This window comes from Curtobacterium sp. MCSS17_008, from assembly GCF_003234185.1.
Lineage (GTDB): Bacteria > Actinomycetota > Actinomycetes > Actinomycetales > Microbacteriaceae > Curtobacterium.
Genome location: NZ_QKSM01000001.1, coordinates 189,342 through 208,419 on the forward strand (window position 1 = coordinate 189,342; position 19,078 = coordinate 208,419).

A 19,078-nucleotide genomic window follows, 5' to 3' on the forward strand; every position below is an offset into this window, starting at 1 on the left:
GGTCCGCCATCCGGTGGACAGCCGGGACTATCGACCCCGAGTGGGAGGGCGTAAGTGGACGTCGTGAGTCAGCGTGGGCGGCCGACGTGGCCGGGGTTGGCGACGGAGTCGGACCGTGGCTCCCGACCGAGGGTCGTTGTCACCCTGATCGGGGGACAAGAACGGGCGTTCCCCACCCGGTGTCCCCGCAAATGCCGACCGCAGGACTGGCTTCGTCCCCCCGCACTGGGGACGTTCACAGCCTGACCCAGGGCCTTGTCAGCCGATACATTCGGAACGCACCGCGGGGGACGCCCCCGCACCGCGTCGCAGGGACGCGGATGCACCGCCCGGACGGACCCGGGGGGTCTCTTCGACGAACGCACCGGCCTGCCGAGGGCCGGTGTCCGTCGTGCCCACGGACGGGTCAGCCAGCACGTCGACCAGGGGAAGACAATGGACCGGAACGCACGCAACGCGATGATCGTGGAGCACCTGCCGCTCGTCGGCTACATCGTCGCGGACGTCCGTGCTCGTGCCACCCACCTCGACCGTGACGACCTGGCCGCCGTCGGTTCCCTCGCGCTCGTCGCGGCCGCAGAGGCGTTCGACCCCGACCTCGGCGTGCCGTTCGGGGCGTACGCCCGTACCCGCATCGCCGGGGCGATCGCCGACGACATGCGCTCCTCGGACTGGGCGTCGCGGGGCACCCGGAAGCGGATCCGCGAGACGCTGGCCACGCAGGAGGCGCTGTCCGCCCGGCTCGGCCGCTCGGTGGGCGTGCAGGAGATCGCCGACGCGATGGGCGTCGACCGACAGACCGCGGCCGACGCGATGGCCGACGCCGGCCGGACCGTCGGCCCGATCGACGAGACCGTGCACGATGCGATCGCCGCCGACCTGCCGCTCCCCGGCGAGGACCTGCTCGAGGCCGAGAAGCGCCGGTACCTGCGCGCCGCCGTCGCCGCGCTGCCCGACCGCATGCGGTTCGTCGTCGAGAACGTGTACTTCGGGGACCGCTCGGTGACCGACGTCGCCGCCGAGCTCGGCATCACGCACTCCGCGGTGTCGCAGCAGCGGTCCGAGGCGATGCGGCTGCTGCGCGACGGCCTCGCGGAGCACTACGGCGACGGCACCGCGGTCGAGCCGGTCTCCCGGACCACCGCCGCGCGGCGCAGCGCCTACCTGGCGCGTGTCGCCGCCAACGCCGCCGCCGGTGTCGCGCGCGCCGTGCAGGACGCGTCCGCGCCGACCGCCGTGGCGGCGGGCTAACGCCTCGGCGAGGAGATTTCCTCGCCGACACCTAACGACCTCGGCGTCCCTGCCGAGAGTCACGGATGTCAGCCCACGGACGGGCAGGCACCACCACCCAAGGATTCACGGAGGAAACCACCATGGGTATGTCCATCAACACCAACCTCTCGGCACTCAACACGTACCGGAACCTCAACGCGACGCAGAACGACCTGTCGAAGTCCCTCGAGAAGCTCTCGACGGGTCTCCGCATCAACCGTGCTGCCGACGACGCTGCCGGTCTGTCGATCTCCGAGGGACTCAAGTCGCAGGCAGGTGGCCTCACGGTCGCCGCCCGCAACGCACAGGACGGCATCTCCGTCGTGCAGACCGCTGAAGGTGGCCTCACCGAGACCCACTCGATCCTCCAGCGCATGCGCGACCTCGCCGTCCAGGCCGGCAACGACTCGAACAACGCGGAGTCGCGCACGGCGATCTCCACCGAGGTCGGGCAGCTGAAGGACGAGCTCACCCGCATCTCGCAGTCCACCAACTTCAACGGCATCAAGCTGCTTGAGGGGACCGCGAGCACCGACGGCACCGGCAACGGCTCGCTGACCTTCCAGGTCGGCGCGGACGGCAACGCCTCGAGCCAGATCTCGATCGACCTGTCGAAGGCGAACGTCGGCACCGTCGCGACGAACGTCGGCGCCCTCACCTTCGACTCCGCCACGAACGCTCAGGCGGCGATCACGGCGATCGACACGGAGATCAAGTACGTCTCCGCCGCTCGTTCGAACATCGGTGCGGTGCAGAACCGCCTCGACCACGCCATCAACGTGACGAACGTGGCCAAGGAGAACCTGACCGCCGCTGGTTCGCGCATCACCGACGTCGACATGGCGCAGGAGATGGTCAAGTACACCCGCGACAACATCCTGAGCCAGGCCGGCACCTCGATGCTCGCGCAGGCGAACCAGAGCACCCAGGGCGTGCTCTCGCTCCTCCGCTAGCACCATCGACGCCGTCGTCCGGAGGAGTTCGAGTCCTCCGGACGGCGGCGTCACCACATCCTCGACCACCACCACCTCCGACGGCAGGGAGCCCCGCGATGTCGACGTCGTCCGTGTCGGGCAACAGTCTCGCGATCGACGGTCTGGTCAGCGGTCTCAAGACCACCGACCTCATCAACTCGCTGATGACGATCGAGCAGGTCCCGCAGACCCTGCTCAAGAGCAAGCTCACCGACACCAACTCGTTCGTGTCGTCGCTGCAGACGATCAACTCGCTGGTGCAGACCCTCGCGACGAAGGCCGGCGACGCCGCCAAGGCCACGTCGCTCGACGTGTACGGCGCGAAGAGCTCGTCGTCCGGCGTGACCGTCGCCACCGACTCGACGGCCTCCGCCGGCTCCGTCAGCTTCCAGGTCGGCTCGACCGCGGCCGCACACGTCGGCGTCACCGCGGCGATGTCCACGTGGTCCGCCGCCGCGGAGCCGCTCACCCTCGTCGGCGCGGACGGGAAGAAGACCACCGTCACGCCCGCCTCGGGCTCGCTCGACGACGCTGTCACCGCGATCAACAAGGCCGGCGCCGGGGTCACCGCGACGAAGGTCGCCGCCGGGACCGACACCGACGGCACCAAGCTCTACCGCCTGCAGCTCAGCGCGACGAAAACCGGCGCTGCGGCGGCGTTCGAGCTCCACCGCGGCACGTCCGACGACGTGACCGCCGGCACCGCGACGAACGTCTTCACCCAGCCAGGGGCCGCCGTCGTCACCCAGGGCAGGGACGCCAGCGTCACCCTCTGGGCGGGGACCGCTGCCGCGCAGACGGTCACGAGCGCCACGAACACGTTCGACGACCTGCTGCCGGGCCTCGACGTCACCGTCAGCCAGACCACGACCGACCCGATCACCGTCACGGTCGCCCAGGACACCACGAAGGCCCAGGCGGTTGCGTCCGGCCTCGTCGACGCGTTCAACGCGATCACGTCCTACTACGCGACCAACACAGCGGTGACGAGCACCACCAGCCCGACCACCGGCACGACGTCGACCAAGGCCGGGGTCCTGACCGGCGACGGCACGACCCGCGACGCGGTGCAGCGGCTCACCACGACGATGTCGACGCCGGTGAACGGGAAGTCGCCGTCCTCCATCGGCATCGTCATCCAGAAGGACGGCACGTTCAGCTTCGACGCCGCGGTGTTCCAGAAGGCCCTGGCGGACGACCCGCAGGGCACACAGGCCATGCTCTCCGGCATCGCGACGAACGTCGGCGCCGCCGCGACGGCCGCGTCGGACAAGTACACCGGGTCGATCACGACCTCGATCACCGGCCAGCAGTCCGTCGCGAAGGACCTGACGACCCAGATCGACAACTGGACCGACCGGCTGACGCAGCGCCGCGCAACGCTGCAGGCGCAGTACTCCGCGCTCGAGACCAGCCTCAGCAAGCTCCAGTCCCAGTCGGCGTGGCTCTCCAGCCAGCTGGCATCGACGTCGACGAGTTGACGGGAACGACCATGAACGCCTTCGACCTGCAGTCCGCCGCCTTCCGTCAAGCCGCGCAGCCGCGCACCGTGACCGACCAGCGCCGCGCCCAGTACACGAACGAGGCCGTGCTCTCGGCCACGCCGGCGCAGCTGGTGACGATGCTCTACGACCGGCTGCTCCTCGACCTGCACCGCGCCGAGGCTGCACAGACGAACGCCGACTGGGACGCCGCCCGCGAGCAGCTGCTGCACGCCCAGGCCATCGTCGGGGAGCTGTCGAGCACGCTCCGGATCGACGTGTGGGACGGCGGCGAGGGCCTGCTCGCGATCTACAACTACGCGTCGACCTCCCTCATCACGGCGAACGTGCACCGCGACGTGCAGGCGACGCGGGACTGCATCCGGATCCTCGAGCCCCTGCGGCAGTCGTGGCACGAGGCCGCCGCGGCGCTGCCCGCGGCCCGGGCCCCGCAGACGGGTGCCGGGGGAGCGCTCGGTGTCGCCTGACGCCGGGCGTCCCGCCGACACCCGTGCACTCGACGACTGGACGACGCTGCTCGACGCGCTCGAGCACGAGCTGACCGTCACCTCCGCGACCGAGGCGGCCACCACGTGGACCCAGCCGACCGTGCTGGGGCCGGTGCCGCGCGAGCTGGTGGGTCGCGCCTCCCGACTGTTGGCCGCGCAGCGTGACCGGCTGGCCGAGCTCGAGACCGAGCGGCGCCAGACGCTGGAGCACCTCGGTGCGCTGCGGCAGGTCGCCGCGACCGACGAGCCGCGCGGATCGGTCTACCTCGACGCCTCCGCCTGAGGCCCGCCCCCCGTTCGGGGCGAGCGCTAACGCGGCGACCCTCCCGCGTCGATAGCGCCCCACGAGCACGGATCGCTCACCTGTTCGGCCATGGATCGGCCACCGCCATTCGGCGACGTCGCACGCGACGTCGCACACCGAGGGGACGGGCCACCCGTGTTCGATTCCGTGACGAGCGTCGCGCTGCAGAGTGCGCTCGACGGGCTGTCGCTGCGACAGCGCACCATCGCGAACAACATCGCGAACATCAACACGCCGGACTACCACGCCGAGAAGGTCCGCTTCGAGGACGCGCTCGCGGACTCGATCGTGCACGGCGACGGCCACGCCACGGCGACCACCGCGCGCAGCCTCGAACCGACGAACACCAACGGCAACAACGTGAACCTCGACCAGGAGACCCTGTCGAACGTCGACACGGTCCTGCGCTACCAGTTCGCGACCCAGGCCGTCGGCGGCGAGGCCACGAGCATGCGCACCGCGATGCGGACCTCCTCGTGACGACGTTCGACGCGATCGGCATCGCGAGCACCGGTCTCACCGTGCACCGGAAGTGGCTCGACGCGATCTCGGACAACCTCGCGAACGCGAACACCGTCAGGTCGATGGACGACACCGCGTTCCAGGCCCGCTACGTCGAGGTCCAGGAGGGTGCAGGGACGTCCGGCGCCTACGTCAAGGGGGCCGCGTTCGGCAGTGCTGCCGGCCGTGTGACCTACGACCCGGACCACCCGCTCGCGAACGCGGAGGGCTACGTCCGCATGCCGGACATCGACCTCGGTACGCAGATGGCGGACCTCATCATGGCCCAGCGCGGCTACCAGGCGAACGCCGCCGTCGTCGACCGCGCCAAGACCGCCTACGAGGCGGCACTGCAGATCGGGAAGAACTGATGCCCATCGACGCCCTGAACGGTGTGACCACCAACGCGATGACCCGCGCCTTCGGCGGGACGACCGACGTCACCGGTACCGCCGCCACCACCGGCGTGGCCGGCACCGGTACCACGGGTGCGTCCGGTGACGGCTTCGCGAGCAGCCTGACGAACGCCGTCGACGGGCTCCAGCAGCTGCAGAGCACGTCGAAGACGCTCGCGCTCAAGGCCGTCACGGGCAACCTCGACGACATCCACGACGCCACCATCGCGTCCACCCGTGCCCAGGTCACCCTCGAACTCGTCGCCGCGGTCCGCAACAAGGGCGTCGACGCGTTCAACGAGATCATGCGGATGCAGGCCTGATGCCCGCCGCGATGAAGAACACGTGGGCGCGCCTCGCGGGCTACGTGCAGGGGTTCTCCGCCGCGCAGCGCACGATCGCCGTGATCGGCATCGCCGCGCTCGTGCTCGGCGGGATCGCACTCGCGAGCTGGCTCGGCAAGGCCTCCTACGCGCCGCTGTTCACCGGACTGGCCGCGGCCGACGCGAGCTCGATCACCGACCAGCTGCAGACGGACGGCGTGCCCTACCAGCTGACCGACGGCGGCGCGACGATCCTCGTGCCGCAGGACAAGGTCTACTCCGAGCGGCTCAAGGCGGCGTCGAACAACCTGCCGTCGTCGAACGAGGGCGGGTACTCGCTGCTCGACGAGATGGGCGTGACGAGCTCCGAGTTCCAGCAGGACGTCACGTACAAGCGCGCGATCGAGGGCGAGCTCGCGAAGACCATCTCGTCCATGGACGGGGTGAAGGCCGCGACCGTGCAGCTCGCGATCCCCGAGAAGACCGTGTTCGTCTCCGAGGAGAAGGACCCGACGGCTTCGGTGTTCGTCTCGACCGAGAACGGTGCGCAGCTCACCACCGACCAGGTGCAGTCGATCGTGCACCTGACGAGCGCGGCCGTCGAGGGGATGCAGCCCACCGACGTCTCGGTCGTCGACCAGAAGGGCCAGACGCTCTCGGCGGTCGGCACGGGCGCGACCGGCAGCGGTGCGGACCAGGCGGCCGACTACGACGCGACGACCCGGAAGAAGATCCAGGACCTGCTCGACACCACGCTCGGGCCGGGCAACGCCAGCGTCGTCGTCTCCGCCACGATGAACCAGGAGTCGGGCACCCGCACGTCCGAGAGCTTCGCGCAGCCGAAGAGCGGGCCGGTCGCCCTCAACGAGTCGAGTTCGACCGAGGAGTACGGCGCAGGTTCCGGCGCGGGCGCCGGAGCGACCGGTGTCCTCGGTCCGGACAACATCGCCGTGCCGAACGGCACGGACGCGAACGGCGACGACGGCTACACGAACGAGTCGGCGACGAAGAACAACGCCGTCGACAAGACGACCGAGACGACGCAGATCCCCGCGGGGGGCGTCGAGCGCCAGACCATCTCGGTCGCGCTGAACTCCCGAGCCGTGTCGGTGCAGAACGCGAACCTGCAGAGCATCAACGACCTCGTGTCCGCTGCGGCCGGTGCCGACAACGCGCGCGGCGACCAGGTCCGCGTCGCGATGATGGACTTCGACGACACCGCCGCCAAGGACGCCGCGAAGGCGCTCGAGGAGCAGCAGCAGGCCGAGCAGCAGCAGGCCATGTGGTCGGTGATCCGCACCGCGGGGATCGTCGTCGCGGTGCTCGCCGCCGCGATCGTGCTCGCGATCGTGCTGGCCCGGCGTGGGCGACGGCAGTCCCGCGAGGCGGTCGACGTCGGCGAGCTCGACGCCTTCGCCGGCGAGACCTTCGAGCTCCCGCTCGGCGTCGACGACGAGCTCACCACGCTGCCGGCCGTCGACCCGCAGACCGTCGCCCTGCCGACCCTGCCGCACGACGACGCCCCGACCGAGGTGCTGACCACGGACGAGATCAGCGCCGAGCGTCGCCGTCAGGAGATCTCCGCCCTGGCCGAACGCGACCCGAAGCGCACGGCCGAGCTCCTCCGAGGGCTCCTCGACGACCGGGCACCGGTGTGAGCGGCGTCGTCCCGGTCCCTGCGAGCGGCGGGGTGACCGAGCGTGCCCTGACCGGTGCGCAGAAGGTCGCGCTCATCCTCATGCAGATGGACACCGAGCGCGCGGCCGAGGTGATGAAGCAGTTCACGGAGCTGGAGACCGAGGAGATCTCCGCCGAGATCGTCCGGATGCGCCGGGTCGACGACAGCGTCGTGGACCGCACGATGAGCGAGTTCCACCGCATCACGCAGCGCGGCCGGGTGCAGAAGCGCGGCGGCAAGGACGCCGCGCTCGGGCTGCTCGAGGCCTCGTTCGGCTCCGAGCGCGCCGCTGGCGTGATGGACCGACTCGCCTCGAACCTCGCGGGCCAGTCCTTCGACTTCCTCGACGACGCCGAGCCCGGCCAGGTCGTCAGCCTGCTCGAGGGGGAGCTGCCGCAGACGATCGCGCTCGTGCTGGCGCACCTCGGGCCGGGTCAGGCGAGCGCCGTGCTCGCCGGTGTCGACGAGCGCGTGCGCACCGACGTCGCGCAGGCCTTCGCCACGATGGGCACCGCCACGCCGGAGGCCGTCGGGATCGTCGCCGGGGTGCTCCGCCAGCGCGCGGGTGCCGTGGTCTCCCCGCGCGAGAGCGTCGAGGTCGTCGGTGGCATCGCGCCCCTGGTCGAGATCATCAACCGCTCGGACGTCGCCACCGAGAAGGCGGTGCTCGACGGGCTCGAGGCCCGCGACCCGGAGCTCGCCGAGGACATCCGCTCCCGCATGCTCACGTTCGAGGACATCGTCAAGCTCGAGGCGCGGGACATCCAGCAGGTGCTCCGCGGCATCGACTCGAAGCTCCTCGCAACCGCGATGAAGGGCGCCCCGGGACCCGTCGTCGAGACCATCCGTGCCAACGTCTCCGAGCGCAACCGCGAGGTCCTCGACGACGAGCTGCAGGCCATGGGACCGGTGCGCGTCTCGCAGGTCGAGGAGGCTCGTGCCGAGGTCGTCCGGTCCGTCCGCGAGCTCGAGGCACTGGGCACGATCACCGTCCACCGCGCCGAGGAGGACGAGCTCGTTGACTGAGCCCCTCGTACAGCGCGTCGCGTTCCCGGTGCTCGGGAGCGCGACCACGCGCGACCTCGCCGCTGCTGCCGACGTCCGCGGCCACGCCGCCGGGTACGCGGCCGGGCTGCGAGCGGCGCAGGCCGAGACGGATGCGCTCCGCGCCCGGCTCGAAGCCGAGCACACCGCACGGCTCGCGTCGCTGCAGGCCGACACGGTCCGCCGCGTCCAGGTGCTCGACGCCGCCGCCAACGCGCTGCTGTCACAGCTCGTCCCCGTCCTGCGGGACGCCGAGGAGTCGCTCGTCGCGGCCTCCCTCGAGCTGGCGGAAGCCGTCGTCGGGTACTCGGTCCGCACCACACGGTCCGACGACGATGCGGTCGCCAGTGCCGCCAGTGCCGCCAGTGCCGCCGGTGTCGCCACGGGCGGCCGGGAGGCACGGCCCGCCCCCGGCGCGGAGGCCACGGTCCGGCGCGCACTCGCCTCGGTCGACCCCACCGTCGCGCTCGCGGTCCGGGTCAGCCCCGCCGACGCGGCGCGCGTCGCCGACCTCGACCTCGCGGTCCCGGTCGTCGGCGACCCGTCGCTCCGCGACGGCGACGCCGTGGTCGACCTGCCGGACGGCCTGCTCGACGCCCGCATCGACGCCGCGCTCGGCCGTGCCCGCACCGCGCTCGGGGTGTCCCGGTGACGGCGACGCTCCTCCGTCCGCGTGGGCTCGACGACGCGATCGCCCAGGCCGCGCCGCAGCGCGTCGGTGTCGTGACGAGTGCGGTCGGCCTCGGGCTGACCGTCGCCGGACTCGACGCCCGGATCGGCGACGTGGTCACGGTCGGTGCGGAGGGCGGCCAGCAGACCGCCGTCGAGGTCGTCGCCACCGACGCCACGGGTGTCCGCTGCATGCCGCTCGGGCGTCTCGTCGGCGTGACCGCGGGCACGCCGGTGCGTCCCACCGGCCGGCCCGTGCGCGTCCCGACCGGCGCCGGACTGTTCGGGCGCGTGCTCGACGGACTCGGACGGCCGATCGACGACCGCGGGCCGCTCGACTCCGACGGGTGGGTGCCGCTCGACCACCCCACGCCGAACGCCATGGCCCGCACCCGCATCGACGCCCCGATGCAACTCGGGGTGCGGGTGCTCGACACCCTGACCACGGTCGGCCGTGGGCAGCGCATGGGCCTGTTCGCGGGGTCCGGCGTCGGCAAGTCGTCGCTGCTGTCGATGATCGCCCGCGGCAGTGACGCCGCCGTCAACGTCATCGCCCTCGTGGGGGAGCGCGGTCGCGAGGTCCGGGAGTTCCTCGAGGACGACCTCGGACCCGAGGGACTCGCCCGTTCGATCGTCGTCGTGTCGACCTCGGACGAGCCCGCGCTCATGCGCCTGCGCGCCGCGTTCGTGGCCACCCGCATCGCCGAGTCCTTCCGTGACGCCGGACAGGACGTCGTGCTCATGATGGACTCGCTGACCCGCGTCGCGATGGCACAGCGCGAGATCGGGTTGTCCGTGGGGGAGCCGCCCGCGACCCGGGGCTACCCGCCGTCGACGTTCTCCGTCCTCGCCGCGCTGCTCGAACGGGCCGGGACCGACCGCGTGGGGAGCATCACCGGGCTCTACACGGTGCTCGTCGACGGCGACGACCACAACGAGCCGGTCGCCGACAGCGCCCGCAGCATCCTCGACGGACACGTCGTGCTCGACCGGCGGCTGGCCGTGACCGGGCACTTCCCGTCCGTCGACGCGCTCGGGTCCGTCTCCCGCGTCGCATCGAAGGTCACGGAGCCGTGGCAGCGCGCCGCCGCGACCGCGCTCCGCAAGGTGATGGCGGCCCGGCGGAACGCGCAGGACCTGCTCGACGTCGGCGCCTACCAGCGCGGCTCGAACCCCCTCGTCGACGCCGCCGTGGACCACCAGGACGCCATCGACGCGTTCCTCCGCCAGGGCATGGACGACCGGGCGGACGCCGTCACCTCGTGGCGTGCCCTCGACGCCCTCGTCGCACGACTGGGGGTGGCTGCCTGATGGCCCGACGCTTCCCCCTCGCCGGACTGCTGCGCCTCCGGCACGCCGAGCAGGACCGTGCCGCCGCCGCCCTGGCCGCCGCGAACGACCGGGTCCGTGACGTCGCAGACGCCCGGATCGCCGCACGGCGGAGCCTCGCGGACCGCGAGGACACGCAGCCGGTCACGGACGCGGCGACGCTGAGCGCCCTCGCCGCCGCCCGTGCCTCGACCCGCGGGATGCTCGAGGAGCTCGAAGCCGTCGCCCGGTCCCGTCGCGCCGAGGTCGACGGCGCGCAGGCCGCGTACGACTCCGCACGGCGCGCGGCACTCGGGCTCGAGAAGCTCGAGGGCCAGCACGACCGGGAGCAGGCCGCCGAGGACCTGCGGACCGAACAGAACGCCCTCGACGAGATCGCGGCCCGGCGCCGCACGGAAGGTGGTGCCCGATGAGCGTGGACGCCGTGCTCTCCCGGATCGCGGAGATCCGCACGCAGATCGACGCCCTGCGCGGCACCCCGACGACCGCCGCCGCGAGCGGGTCGACCGCTTCGGGCGCGGCGTCGTCCGGAGCCTTCGCCGACGCCCTCGCCACGGCGACCGGGACCGGTACGGCGGCGACCACCACCTCCGCCGGCGCCGCGTCGACGGCCGGTGCGACCGCGGCGCCCGCGACCTCGGTCGACGCCGGACGGGGCACCCTGGCGACCGGCAGCGGTGCCACCGGGTCCGACGTCGTCGCCGCGGCGGAGAAGTACCTCGGCGTGCCGTACGTCTTCGGCGGCGAGAGCCGCTCCGGCATGGACTGCTCGGGACTGGTGCAGACGGTGTTCAAGGACCTCGGCGTCACGATGCCGCGCGTCGTGCCCGACCAGGCCGACATGGGCGTGCCGGTCGGCTCGCTCCAGGACGCGAAGCCGGGCGACCTGATCATCCCCAAGGGTGAGCAGCACATCGTGATCTACGTCGGCGAGGGCAAGGTCCTGCACGCCCCGCGTCCCGGCAAGGACGTCCGGATCGTGGACAACTGGTACAAGGACTCGGACATCGCGACGATCCGCCGCATCGTTCCGAGCGAGGCCACCGCCCCTGCCGCGACCCCGACCGTGGCCTCCGCTGCGTCGGCGCAGTCCGTGACCGACCTGCAGACCGCGGCCCTGCTGTCCGCGATGCGGGTGGGGAGCGCGGCATGAGCACCATGACCACGGCGGGCGTTCCCGTCGCGTCGGCGCGAGCGTCGGGGGGCGCCGGGGCGGCCGCTCCGGGCGGGTCGTCGACCGCCGGCGCCTCGGCGGTGCCGTTCGGCGCAGCACTCGCGGCCGTCAGCGCGGACGGCGCTCGTCCCGGCGCAGGCGACGGCTCCGGCGACGGGACCGGCGACCGGTCTCCGCAGTCGTCGGGCGGGGCGGCAGGTGCGGGCACGGCCACGACCACGGTGCCGTCGAGCGCACCGTCCGGGTCGACGACGGCGACGGACACGGGGACCACGACGACGGTCGTCGATCCCGCCCTGCTCGGCGTGCTCCCGGCACCGACCGCCGTGCCGCACCTCGGAGCACCGCTCGTCGCACCCTCCGTTGCGGCTGCGGGAACGACCGGGGAGACGACCGCGGAGACGGCTGCGGAGACGCCGGTGGCCCTGACCGCTGGAGCAACGCCCCGGGTCTCCACGACGCCGGGGGACGCCACGACGACCGCTGCTGCTGGGGTGGCCGGCGAGCGACAACACGACGTCGGCCAGACGCTCGGCACCGCGAGCGCCGCTCCGGCGACGACGTCCACCGGCGTCGCGCCCGCATCCGCCACGGCCTCCACGACGAGCGCGGCGTCGGGTGCCGTCGCGCCCGACGCCACCGCAGCGGTGGCCACCGTCGCCCCGCACCGCGTGAGCGCGCTCGGTTCGCCGCCGGCACCCGGCGCGACCACGAGCTCGGCCGTCCCCGGAGTGGGCACCAGCGCGACGGCGACGACCACCGACGCAGCCCGGACCACAGCTGCCGCGCTGCCCGGTACCCAGGACGCGGGCGCCGCGACGGCCACGGGCACCCCGACCACCGGCAGCGCGGTCCCCGCGCCGGTGGTCCGCACCGACGGAGCCACCGACGGTGGAGCCGTGCACGCTGCGGACGGCAGGCCGGACGGTCACGGTGAGTCGGGCCTCCCGCCCGTCGCCGCCGGGCGCGGTGGCGAGACGCCGTTCCTCGTCACCACCACGACCACCGCCTCGACCGCACCGGCCGGTGCGGCGACGGCGAACACCCCGGCGCCGCTCGCGCACCAGCTCGTCCGACCACTGTTCTCGCTCGCCCAGGCCGGCCCCGGCGAGCACGTCGTCACCGTCCAGGTGACGCCCGACTCGCTCGGACCCGTCACGGTCCGCGCCCACGTCACCGCGCACGGCATGCACGTCGAGTTGTTCGCGTCGTCGGACGCCGCACGCGACGCCGTCCGGCAGGTGCTGCCCGACCTGCGGCGGGACGCCGCCGGCAGCGGGACCAGCACGACGCTCGACCTGTCGTCCCAGAACCACCCGGGCGCCGAGTCCGGACGCGACGGCCGTCCGGCGACGTCCGCCCTGCGACCGGACACCGCCCGGGAGGCGCGTCCCGCCCTGACCGCACCGGTCACCACCCGACCCACCACCGTCCGATCCGTCGGACTCGACGTCCTCGCCTGACGCGGACCTGAGGAGAGAGACCACACCATGCCCCTCGACGGCATCACCGGCTCGGTCGACGCAGCGACGCAGGCTGCCGCGCTCGCACAGAACGCCAGCACGAAGAAGTCCCAGACGATGGACTCCGAGGTGTTCATGAAGCTGCTCGTGACGCAGCTCCGCAACCAGGACCCGTCCTCGCCCATGGACACCAACCAGATGATCAGCCAGCAGACGCAACTCGCGATGATGGAGCAGGTCACCAACCAGACCACGACGGCGAACGAGAACTTCTCGCTGCAGATGCGCATCGCCGCCGCGAACCTCGTCGGGAAGCAGGTCAGCTACACCGACGCCGCCACCGGGACCGCGGTCTCGGGGACCGCCACCGCCGTGTCGTACGCGCAGAGCGTGCCGACCGTGACCGTGAACGGGAAGGAGGTGGACCTCGACGTGATCTCCGGTATCGAGTCCGCCTGACCCTCCTCCTTCCCCTCCGTCTTCCTTCAACGAAAGGACGCACCATGCTCCGCTCGCTCTACTCCGGCATCTCCGGTCTCCGTTCGCACCAGCAGATGCTCGACGTCACCGGCAACAACATCGCCAACGTCAACACCGTGGGCTTCAAGTCGTCGTCCACCGTCTTCCAGGACACCCTGTCGCAGATGACCCAGGGTGCCGGTGGCCCGCAGACCGGCATCGGCGGCACGAACCCCGCCCAGATCGGGCTGGGCGTGCAGGTCGCCGGGGTCTCGACGAACTTCGCCCAGGGCTCCGCGCAGGCCACCGGCAAGGCCACCGACCTCATGATCTCCGGCGACGGCTTCTTCGTCACCCGACTCGGCAACGACACCGTGTACTCGCGCGCCGGCGCCTTCGACTTCGACGCCGACGGCCGGCTCGTGACCACCGACGGCAAGATCGTGCAGGGCTACTCCGCGACGAACGGCGTCGTCAACGCGGGAGGGCAGCTCGGCGACATCGTCCTGCCCCTGGACGCAGCGGCGCCCGCGGTCCGCACGCGGTCGGCCACCGTCACGGGGAACCTGCCGTCCGAGACCGCCGTGGGCGGCACCCGCGTCCGCGAGGCGACGGTGTACGACGCCGCCGGCGCGGAGCACGAGCTGACCCTGACCTACACCCGCACCGCCACCGGATGGACCGTCGCCGGGAACGACGGCCAGGGTGGCACCGGTACGGGCACCCTGACCTTCAACGCCAGTGGTCGACTCACCGCGGGTGGTTCGATGACGGTCAACGGCATCACGGTCGACATGACGCAGCTGACCGGGTTCGCCGCGCTCGACACCGCCTCGATCGCGTCGCAGGACGGGTCCGCCGCCGGGTCGCTGCAGGGCTACTCGATCGCGAAGGACGGCACCGTCACCGGGACGTTCTCGAACGGGGCCTCCCTCGCCATCGGCCGGATCGCCCTCGCGACCTTCGCGAACCCGGCGGGTCTCGAGAAGACCGGTGCGTCCGGCTACCGTGCCACCGCGAACTCCGGTCAGGCGGCCGTCGGCGCCCCGGGTGAACCGGGCGTCGGGCAGCTCGCGTCCGGCACGCTCGAGATGTCGAACGTGGACCTGTCGCAGGAGTTCACGAACCTCATCGTGGCGCAGCGGGGCTTCCAGGCGAACGCACGCATCATCACGACGTCGGACGAGGTCCTGCAGGAGCTGACGAACCTGAAGCGCTAGGGGACGGGCGCCGGGCCGACCGCTCGCGCTCGCACGCAGGTCGGGGAGCACCCCGCACCACGGGAGTCCGTGGCGCGGGGTGCTCTCTCGTGGAGCCCGGCGCGGACACCGTGCTCCACGGGAATCACGAGGTCGCGGTCTCGATCATCGCGACCACGTGCGGAGCGCTCCAGCGCAGGAGCGCGTCCCCGGGCGGGTCTTCCAGGTCCTCGCCCCAGATCGCGACGGCCGCGCCCGACATCGGGCCTGCCAGGCGCGCACCGGAGTCGCCGTCCCATGCGCGGAGTGACCAGTTCTCGCGGAGGTCGGCGACGGTGTACTCGCTGTCGGCCTCGTCGAGGTCGGTCGGGACCTCGTAGAGGTAGTACGAGTCGTAGTTGAGCAGGTCGACCCCCGCCGCGTACAGGTCGTCCGCCCCCGCCCGGTGCGCCCGGCGTTCGCGGCGCTCTGCGGCGTCCTCCGTGTCGCCGTCGAAGCTCCAGTACGTGACGTGGATGCGCGGGTCCAGTCGTCCGACCGCGGCCCGGTCGATCCCGTCGTTCCAGGCCCACACCTCGCGGTCGCCGAGCGCGGCCGCGATCGCGTTCAGCCACGCGACACGTCCGCGGGCGGTGACGTCGCCTCCCCACTCGTCGCCGCCGATGTGCACGGTGCGGCTGGACGGGAAGGTCCGCGTCACCTCCGCCGAGAGCCGGGCTGCCAGCGCGGCACTCTCGGGCGCCGAGGTGTCGAGTTCGCTCGCACCCGCCCGGATGCGATCGACCCACTCCTCGCCGTGTCGCGCCTCGAGCAGGTCGAACGCGGCCGCCATGTGGCCGGGGGTGTCCATCTCGGGCACGATGGCGATGCCTCGCTGCGCCGCGTGGTGGGCGATCCGACGGGCCTGTGCGGCGCTCAGGAACGGACGCCCGGTGACGCGACTCGTCCAGACGCCGTCCTCGAGATCGGCACCGGCGAGGGTCTGGCCGAGGACGTCGCTCTCGATCCCGACGTTCTGGTCGTCGGTGAGGTGCAGGTGCAGGAAGGTGCCGCCGTTGTCGGCGAGGAGGTCGATGTACCGCTCGATCAACGCCACCGGGTAGTACGCGCGGGCGACGTCGAGCATCACACCGGTCTCCGGTCGTGGGCGGGTCCACGCCTTGGTCCCGACGACCCCGGACGACGTGCGGCACCGCTGCCCGGAGTACCCTCCCGCGCAGGCCCGGACGGAGTACTTCCCGGCCGGTGCGCGGCGAGGTGCCGTGTACGTCGAGCGGACCGTCGTGCTCGCACCCGGTGCGAGCGACCTCACCGAGACGTGACCGAGGGCGTACCTCCTGCTGCCGGCGGTCAGGTAGAGCCAGGCGTGGGATGCCGGCTTCCGCACCGAGGAACTGTTCCTGACCCGCACCGTGGTGCGCACGGCGGTGCGTGTCGACGTCGTGGTGCTCCTCGCCGAGACCCCGGTGACCGTCAGCTCCGGCGCTCCCGGCCCGACGGCGGCACTGGCAGCGGACACGGTCGGTCCTGACGACCCCGTTGGTCCTGCGATCGCATCGACACCGACCAGGGCCGCTGCGGACGTCGCGATCGCGAGACCGACGGCGACGGCGCGCCGCACGCGACGAGGTGCAGGCGCAGGCGCAGTCACTCCGGACCGCCCACGCAGATCCCACTTCTTCCGTACCACAGTGCTCCACCCCTCGGACCTGCACACCGTGCACCCGCACGACCGCGACACGCTCCTGCGCCGCTCTGGACGGGCAGGTGAGCACGATCGTACCGGGACGGAGGGACCCGCAGGCGAGCAGCGGGTGCCGCCGTCACCGGCACGAGGGCACCGCGGTCGGTCCCAGATCGAGATCCAGTCGATGTCGACGTGCCCGTCGGCCCACGACGGCACCGCACCGAGGGCGGCGCGAGGGCTCAGTGGTCCCCTGTCCGGAGCGCCGCGTCGTGCGCCGCGCGGGCACCGAGTGCGCGCCAGCTCAGGACGCCCGCCCCTGCCGTCGCGACGGCGACGAGTGCGAGCGCGCCGGGCAGGGTCCACGCCGCGGCCACCGCGCCGACCAGGAGCGGGCCGCCGGCGTCACCGACCTCGCGCCCGAGCTCGGCGTTGCCCATCGTCCGGCCCATCCGGTCGTCCGGGGTCGACGCGGCGAGGTGCGCGAAGGCGAGCGGTGTGACCGTGCCGAGCATGCTGCCGACGGCCACCGCGGCGACGAAGAGGGTGACGGGCCCCGGAGCCGCTGCCAGGAGACCGAGCCCGGCGGCCGCGAGGACGAGCCCGCCGGTGCTGCCGGCGCGGGTGTCGAGGCGCCCCTGGTCGCGCAGCCGGCCCGCCGACGGCTGCACCACCGTCGAGACGAGGGCGATGACGGCGATGGCGACCGCGCCCACCACGGCGGGCAGGTCGAGGCGGACGGCGAGGAGCGGGAGGAAACCGACCGCGACGCCGAGCACGCCGGTCGTGGTCGCCAGGAGCGCCGTCGGCACGAGGAAGGTCGGGTCGGTCGTCTGCCGGACCAGGTCGGCCAGGGTGGTGCGACGACGGGGCTGCACGGGCAGTGGCGGCATCGCGAGCGCGACCCAGAGGGCCGCGACGACGGCGAGGACGGCCAGTGCGACGTAGAGGGCGCGGAGGTTGATGCCCTCGACGAGCAGGATGCCGAGCACCGGGCCGAGCACGTAGCCCAGGCTCTTCCATGCGCCGTAGCGGCCGAAGTACCGGCCGAGACGTTCCCGGCCGGCGAGGCGTGCGACGGCCGCGGACGACGCGGGGGAGAACGCGGACGCGGCCGCCCCCTGGCCGAGCCGGGCGAACGCGAGGACGAGCACGCTCGGGTGGACGATCGCCAGCACCGATGCCACGGCGAACCCGACCAGGCCGCCGACTATCACGGGCTTCGCGCCGATCCGGTCGCTCAGCGCGCCGAACAGCGGCTTGAGGACGACCTCGGCGACGTCGTACAGGGCGAGCACGGCACCGAGGGTGACGAGCGAGAGCCCGATGTCGTCCGTCTCCGCGCCGAGGACGCTGGCGACCCCGTGCGCGCCGAACGCCGTCGTGAAGCCGGCCAGGTACAGGGGAGCGAGGCCACGGGCGGGCGGCTGGTGCGCAGTGGTCACCGCTCCAGTCTGGCGGACGGGCCGGCCGCAGCGGTCTCCGTGACGACGCGTCGGCGCTCCGGTCCCCTCATCCTGCGCCGAGCAGCTCGGCCGCCTGCCGCACTGCGGTCGGGGCCCCGGCGAGGTGCCAGTCGTGGCCGTGTGCCCGGACGATGGTCGCGACGCCACCGGCACCCTCGACGAGCGCCCGTCCCGGGAGCCAGTCCCACGCAGCGCAGTCGGCGGCCGAGGTCTTCCGCTCCGCGTCGGTCCCGTCCCGTCGCATGTCGGCCGCGAGCCGGGCGGCGTCGGTCACGAGGGCGGCGGCGAGGGCGTGGTCGTCCATCCGCCCACGCTAGCGGGCGCAGGACCGCTCGACGCGGGACCGACGCTGCAGCATCAGGACGGCGTACGGGATCCGGTACGAGGCGTCAGGACACCGTCAGGACCGGCTCGACCGCGGCTCGACCGTCCCAGGCTGGACGACGTGGACACGCACCGAGACCGACACCCGCACCGGACCCGACGCATCGGGTGGCACCCCTGGGGCCGGTGCACCGTGCAGCCCGTCACCCGGGCGCTGTGGAGCGGGCGCACGCTCGAGGTGCACGCCCCGGGGACGACCGCCGGTGAGCTCCTGTTGCTCCGGACGCTGCAGGTGTGGGGTGTCGGCGGTGCACTCGTGGCGGTGGGCGCCGTCCTGGCCCTGCACCACGCGCCGGCGATCGGCGTCGGGGTCGGCGTCCTGGTGTACGTCGCGGGCTTCGTCCTGCTCGCCAGGGCGACCCGCCGCGTGCGACCCGGGGTCAGGACCCTCACGGTCACGGTGTTCCACGGCAACGGGCGGCCGGAGGTGCACGGCGACGTCCGGCTCCTCGAGGCCTCGCTCGACCTGATGTGCCTGGCCGAGGCCGCCGTCCGACGGGGGCGGGTGTCCCGCGTCGAGTACGAGCACGTCTGGGGTCAGGTGTGGCTGGCGATGCCCGAGCCTGCGGTGCGGGCCGTCGGCCGATCGCGGTCCGGCGCGGGCGCGCAGCGTCGTGGGATGCACCGGTGACCGGCCCGACGGCGCCATCGGCGCCGAGTGCGGTGGCGTCGCGGCCCGACGCCGAGGGCGACGACCCGTCGGTCGTGCTCGGCTACGACTGAGCGTGCTGTCCCGTTCACACGGGCCCGGGCGATGCGCCGGGACCACC

General features: G+C 72.7%; 21 protein-coding genes. 18 read left to right on the forward strand and 3 right to left on the reverse strand.

Going from position 1 to position 19,078, the window contains the following annotated elements:
- Window positions 1–435: 435 nt before the first annotated feature.
- From DEJ23_RS00855 to DEJ23_RS00935, 17 genes are all read left to right on the forward strand, one after another.
- A complete protein-coding gene (locus DEJ23_RS00855; RefSeq protein WP_111238389.1) occupies window positions 436–1,251 on the forward strand; it encodes a sigma-70 family RNA polymerase sigma factor in 816 nt (271 codons plus the stop codon).
- A gap of 122 nt (window positions 1,252–1,373) precedes the next feature.
- Window positions 1,374–2,225, forward strand: a complete 852-nt coding sequence (locus DEJ23_RS00860; RefSeq protein ID WP_220034168.1) for a flagellin — start codon at window positions 1,374–1,376, stop codon at window positions 2,223–2,225.
- 98 nt (window positions 2,226–2,323) lie between these two features.
- On the forward strand, window positions 2,324–3,727 hold the full coding sequence (fliD, locus tag DEJ23_RS00865) for a flagellar filament capping protein FliD (RefSeq protein WP_111238391.1): 1,404 nt from the start codon (window positions 2,324–2,326) through the stop codon (window positions 3,725–3,727).
- Window positions 3,728–3,738: 11 nt separating this feature from the next.
- Window positions 3,739–4,215 carry a flagellar export chaperone FliS gene (gene fliS / locus DEJ23_RS00870; RefSeq protein ID WP_258375187.1) on the forward strand — a complete coding sequence of 159 codons (477 nt, stop codon included), beginning with the start codon at window positions 3,739–3,741 and terminating at the stop codon, window positions 4,213–4,215.
- The gene (locus tag DEJ23_RS00875; protein WP_111238392.1) at window positions 4,205–4,519 is read left to right on the forward strand and encodes a hypothetical protein; all 315 of its coding nucleotides are present in this window, start codon (window positions 4,205–4,207) and stop codon (window positions 4,517–4,519) included. Before fliS ends, DEJ23_RS00875 begins: the two co-directional genes overlap by 11 nt.
- A 156-nt stretch (window positions 4,520–4,675) precedes the next feature.
- Window positions 4,676–5,020, forward strand: a complete 345-nt coding sequence (locus tag DEJ23_RS00880) for a flagellar basal body protein (RefSeq protein ID WP_111238393.1) — start codon at window positions 4,676–4,678, stop codon at window positions 5,018–5,020.
- Entirely contained in the window at window positions 5,017–5,412 is a 396-nt protein-coding gene (locus tag DEJ23_RS00885) for a flagellar basal body rod protein FlgC (protein WP_111238394.1), read from the forward strand. The genes DEJ23_RS00880 and DEJ23_RS00885 overlap by 4 nt, the downstream gene beginning before the upstream one ends.
- On the forward strand, window positions 5,412–5,759 hold the full coding sequence (fliE, locus tag DEJ23_RS00890) for a flagellar hook-basal body complex protein FliE (RefSeq protein WP_181429055.1): 348 nt from the start codon (window positions 5,412–5,414) through the stop codon (window positions 5,757–5,759). Before DEJ23_RS00885 ends, fliE begins: the two co-directional genes overlap by 1 nt.
- The gene (gene fliF / locus DEJ23_RS00895) at window positions 5,759–7,417 is read left to right on the forward strand and encodes a flagellar basal-body MS-ring/collar protein FliF (protein ID WP_111238395.1); all 1,659 of its coding nucleotides are present in this window, start codon (window positions 5,759–5,761) and stop codon (window positions 7,415–7,417) included. Before fliE ends, fliF begins: the two co-directional genes overlap by 1 nt.
- Window positions 7,418–7,449: 32 nt before the next feature.
- Window positions 7,450–8,463 carry a flagellar motor switch protein FliG gene (gene fliG, locus DEJ23_RS00900; RefSeq protein ID WP_258375189.1) on the forward strand — a complete coding sequence of 338 codons (1,014 nt, stop codon included), beginning with the start codon at window positions 7,450–7,452 and terminating at the stop codon, window positions 8,461–8,463.
- The gene (locus tag DEJ23_RS00905; RefSeq protein ID WP_146240164.1) at window positions 8,456–9,133 is read left to right on the forward strand and encodes a hypothetical protein; all 678 of its coding nucleotides are present in this window, start codon (window positions 8,456–8,458) and stop codon (window positions 9,131–9,133) included. Before fliG ends, DEJ23_RS00905 begins: the two co-directional genes overlap by 8 nt.
- Entirely contained in the window at window positions 9,130–10,461 is a 1,332-nt protein-coding gene (locus DEJ23_RS00910) for a FliI/YscN family ATPase (protein ID WP_111238398.1), read from the forward strand. The genes DEJ23_RS00905 and DEJ23_RS00910 overlap by 4 nt, the downstream gene beginning before the upstream one ends.
- Entirely contained in the window at window positions 10,461–10,892 is a 432-nt protein-coding gene (locus DEJ23_RS00915; RefSeq protein WP_111238399.1) for a flagellar FliJ family protein, read from the forward strand. The genes DEJ23_RS00910 and DEJ23_RS00915 overlap by 1 nt, the downstream gene beginning before the upstream one ends.
- Window positions 10,889–11,632: a C40 family peptidase gene (locus DEJ23_RS00920; protein WP_111238400.1), complete on the forward strand. Its 744-nt coding sequence runs from the start codon at window positions 10,889–10,891 to the stop codon at window positions 11,630–11,632. Before DEJ23_RS00915 ends, DEJ23_RS00920 begins: the two co-directional genes overlap by 4 nt.
- Entirely contained in the window at window positions 11,629–13,116 is a 1,488-nt protein-coding gene (locus tag DEJ23_RS00925) for a flagellar hook-length control protein FliK (protein ID WP_111238401.1), read from the forward strand. Before DEJ23_RS00920 ends, DEJ23_RS00925 begins: the two co-directional genes overlap by 4 nt.
- Window positions 13,117–13,143: 27 nt before the next feature.
- Window positions 13,144–13,575, forward strand: a complete 432-nt coding sequence (locus DEJ23_RS00930) for a flagellar hook assembly protein FlgD (RefSeq protein ID WP_111238402.1) — start codon at window positions 13,144–13,146, stop codon at window positions 13,573–13,575.
- Window positions 13,576–13,619: 44 nt separating this feature from the next.
- Window positions 13,620–14,795, forward strand: coding sequence for a flagellar hook protein FlgE (locus DEJ23_RS00935; RefSeq protein WP_111238403.1), 1,176 nt, complete (start codon window positions 13,620–13,622; stop codon window positions 14,793–14,795).
- Between the two features lie 124 nt (window positions 14,796–14,919).
- Here the strand turns inward: DEJ23_RS00935 and DEJ23_RS00940 are convergent, their stop codons facing one another.
- From DEJ23_RS00940 to DEJ23_RS15570, 3 genes are all read right to left on the reverse strand, one after another.
- A complete protein-coding gene (locus DEJ23_RS00940; protein ID WP_181429056.1) occupies window positions 14,920–16,293 on the reverse strand; it encodes a family 20 glycosylhydrolase in 1,374 nt (457 codons plus the stop codon).
- Window positions 16,294–16,700: 407 nt separating this feature from the next.
- On the reverse strand, window positions 16,701–17,903 hold the full coding sequence (locus DEJ23_RS00945; RefSeq protein ID WP_111238405.1) for an MFS transporter: 1,203 nt from the start codon (window positions 17,901–17,903) through the stop codon (window positions 16,701–16,703).
- 67 nt (window positions 17,904–17,970) lie between these two features.
- Complete coding sequence (locus tag DEJ23_RS15570) at window positions 17,971–18,228, reverse strand: hypothetical protein (RefSeq protein ID WP_181429057.1); 258 nt, start codon at window positions 18,226–18,228, stop codon at window positions 17,971–17,973.
- A gap of 141 nt (window positions 18,229–18,369) precedes the next feature.
- On the opposite strand from DEJ23_RS15570, the gene DEJ23_RS00955 reads away from it, so the two are divergent.
- Window positions 18,370–18,939, forward strand: a complete 570-nt coding sequence (locus DEJ23_RS00955; protein WP_111238406.1) for a DUF6611 family protein — start codon at window positions 18,370–18,372, stop codon at window positions 18,937–18,939.
- Window positions 18,940–19,078 lie beyond the last annotated feature (139 nt).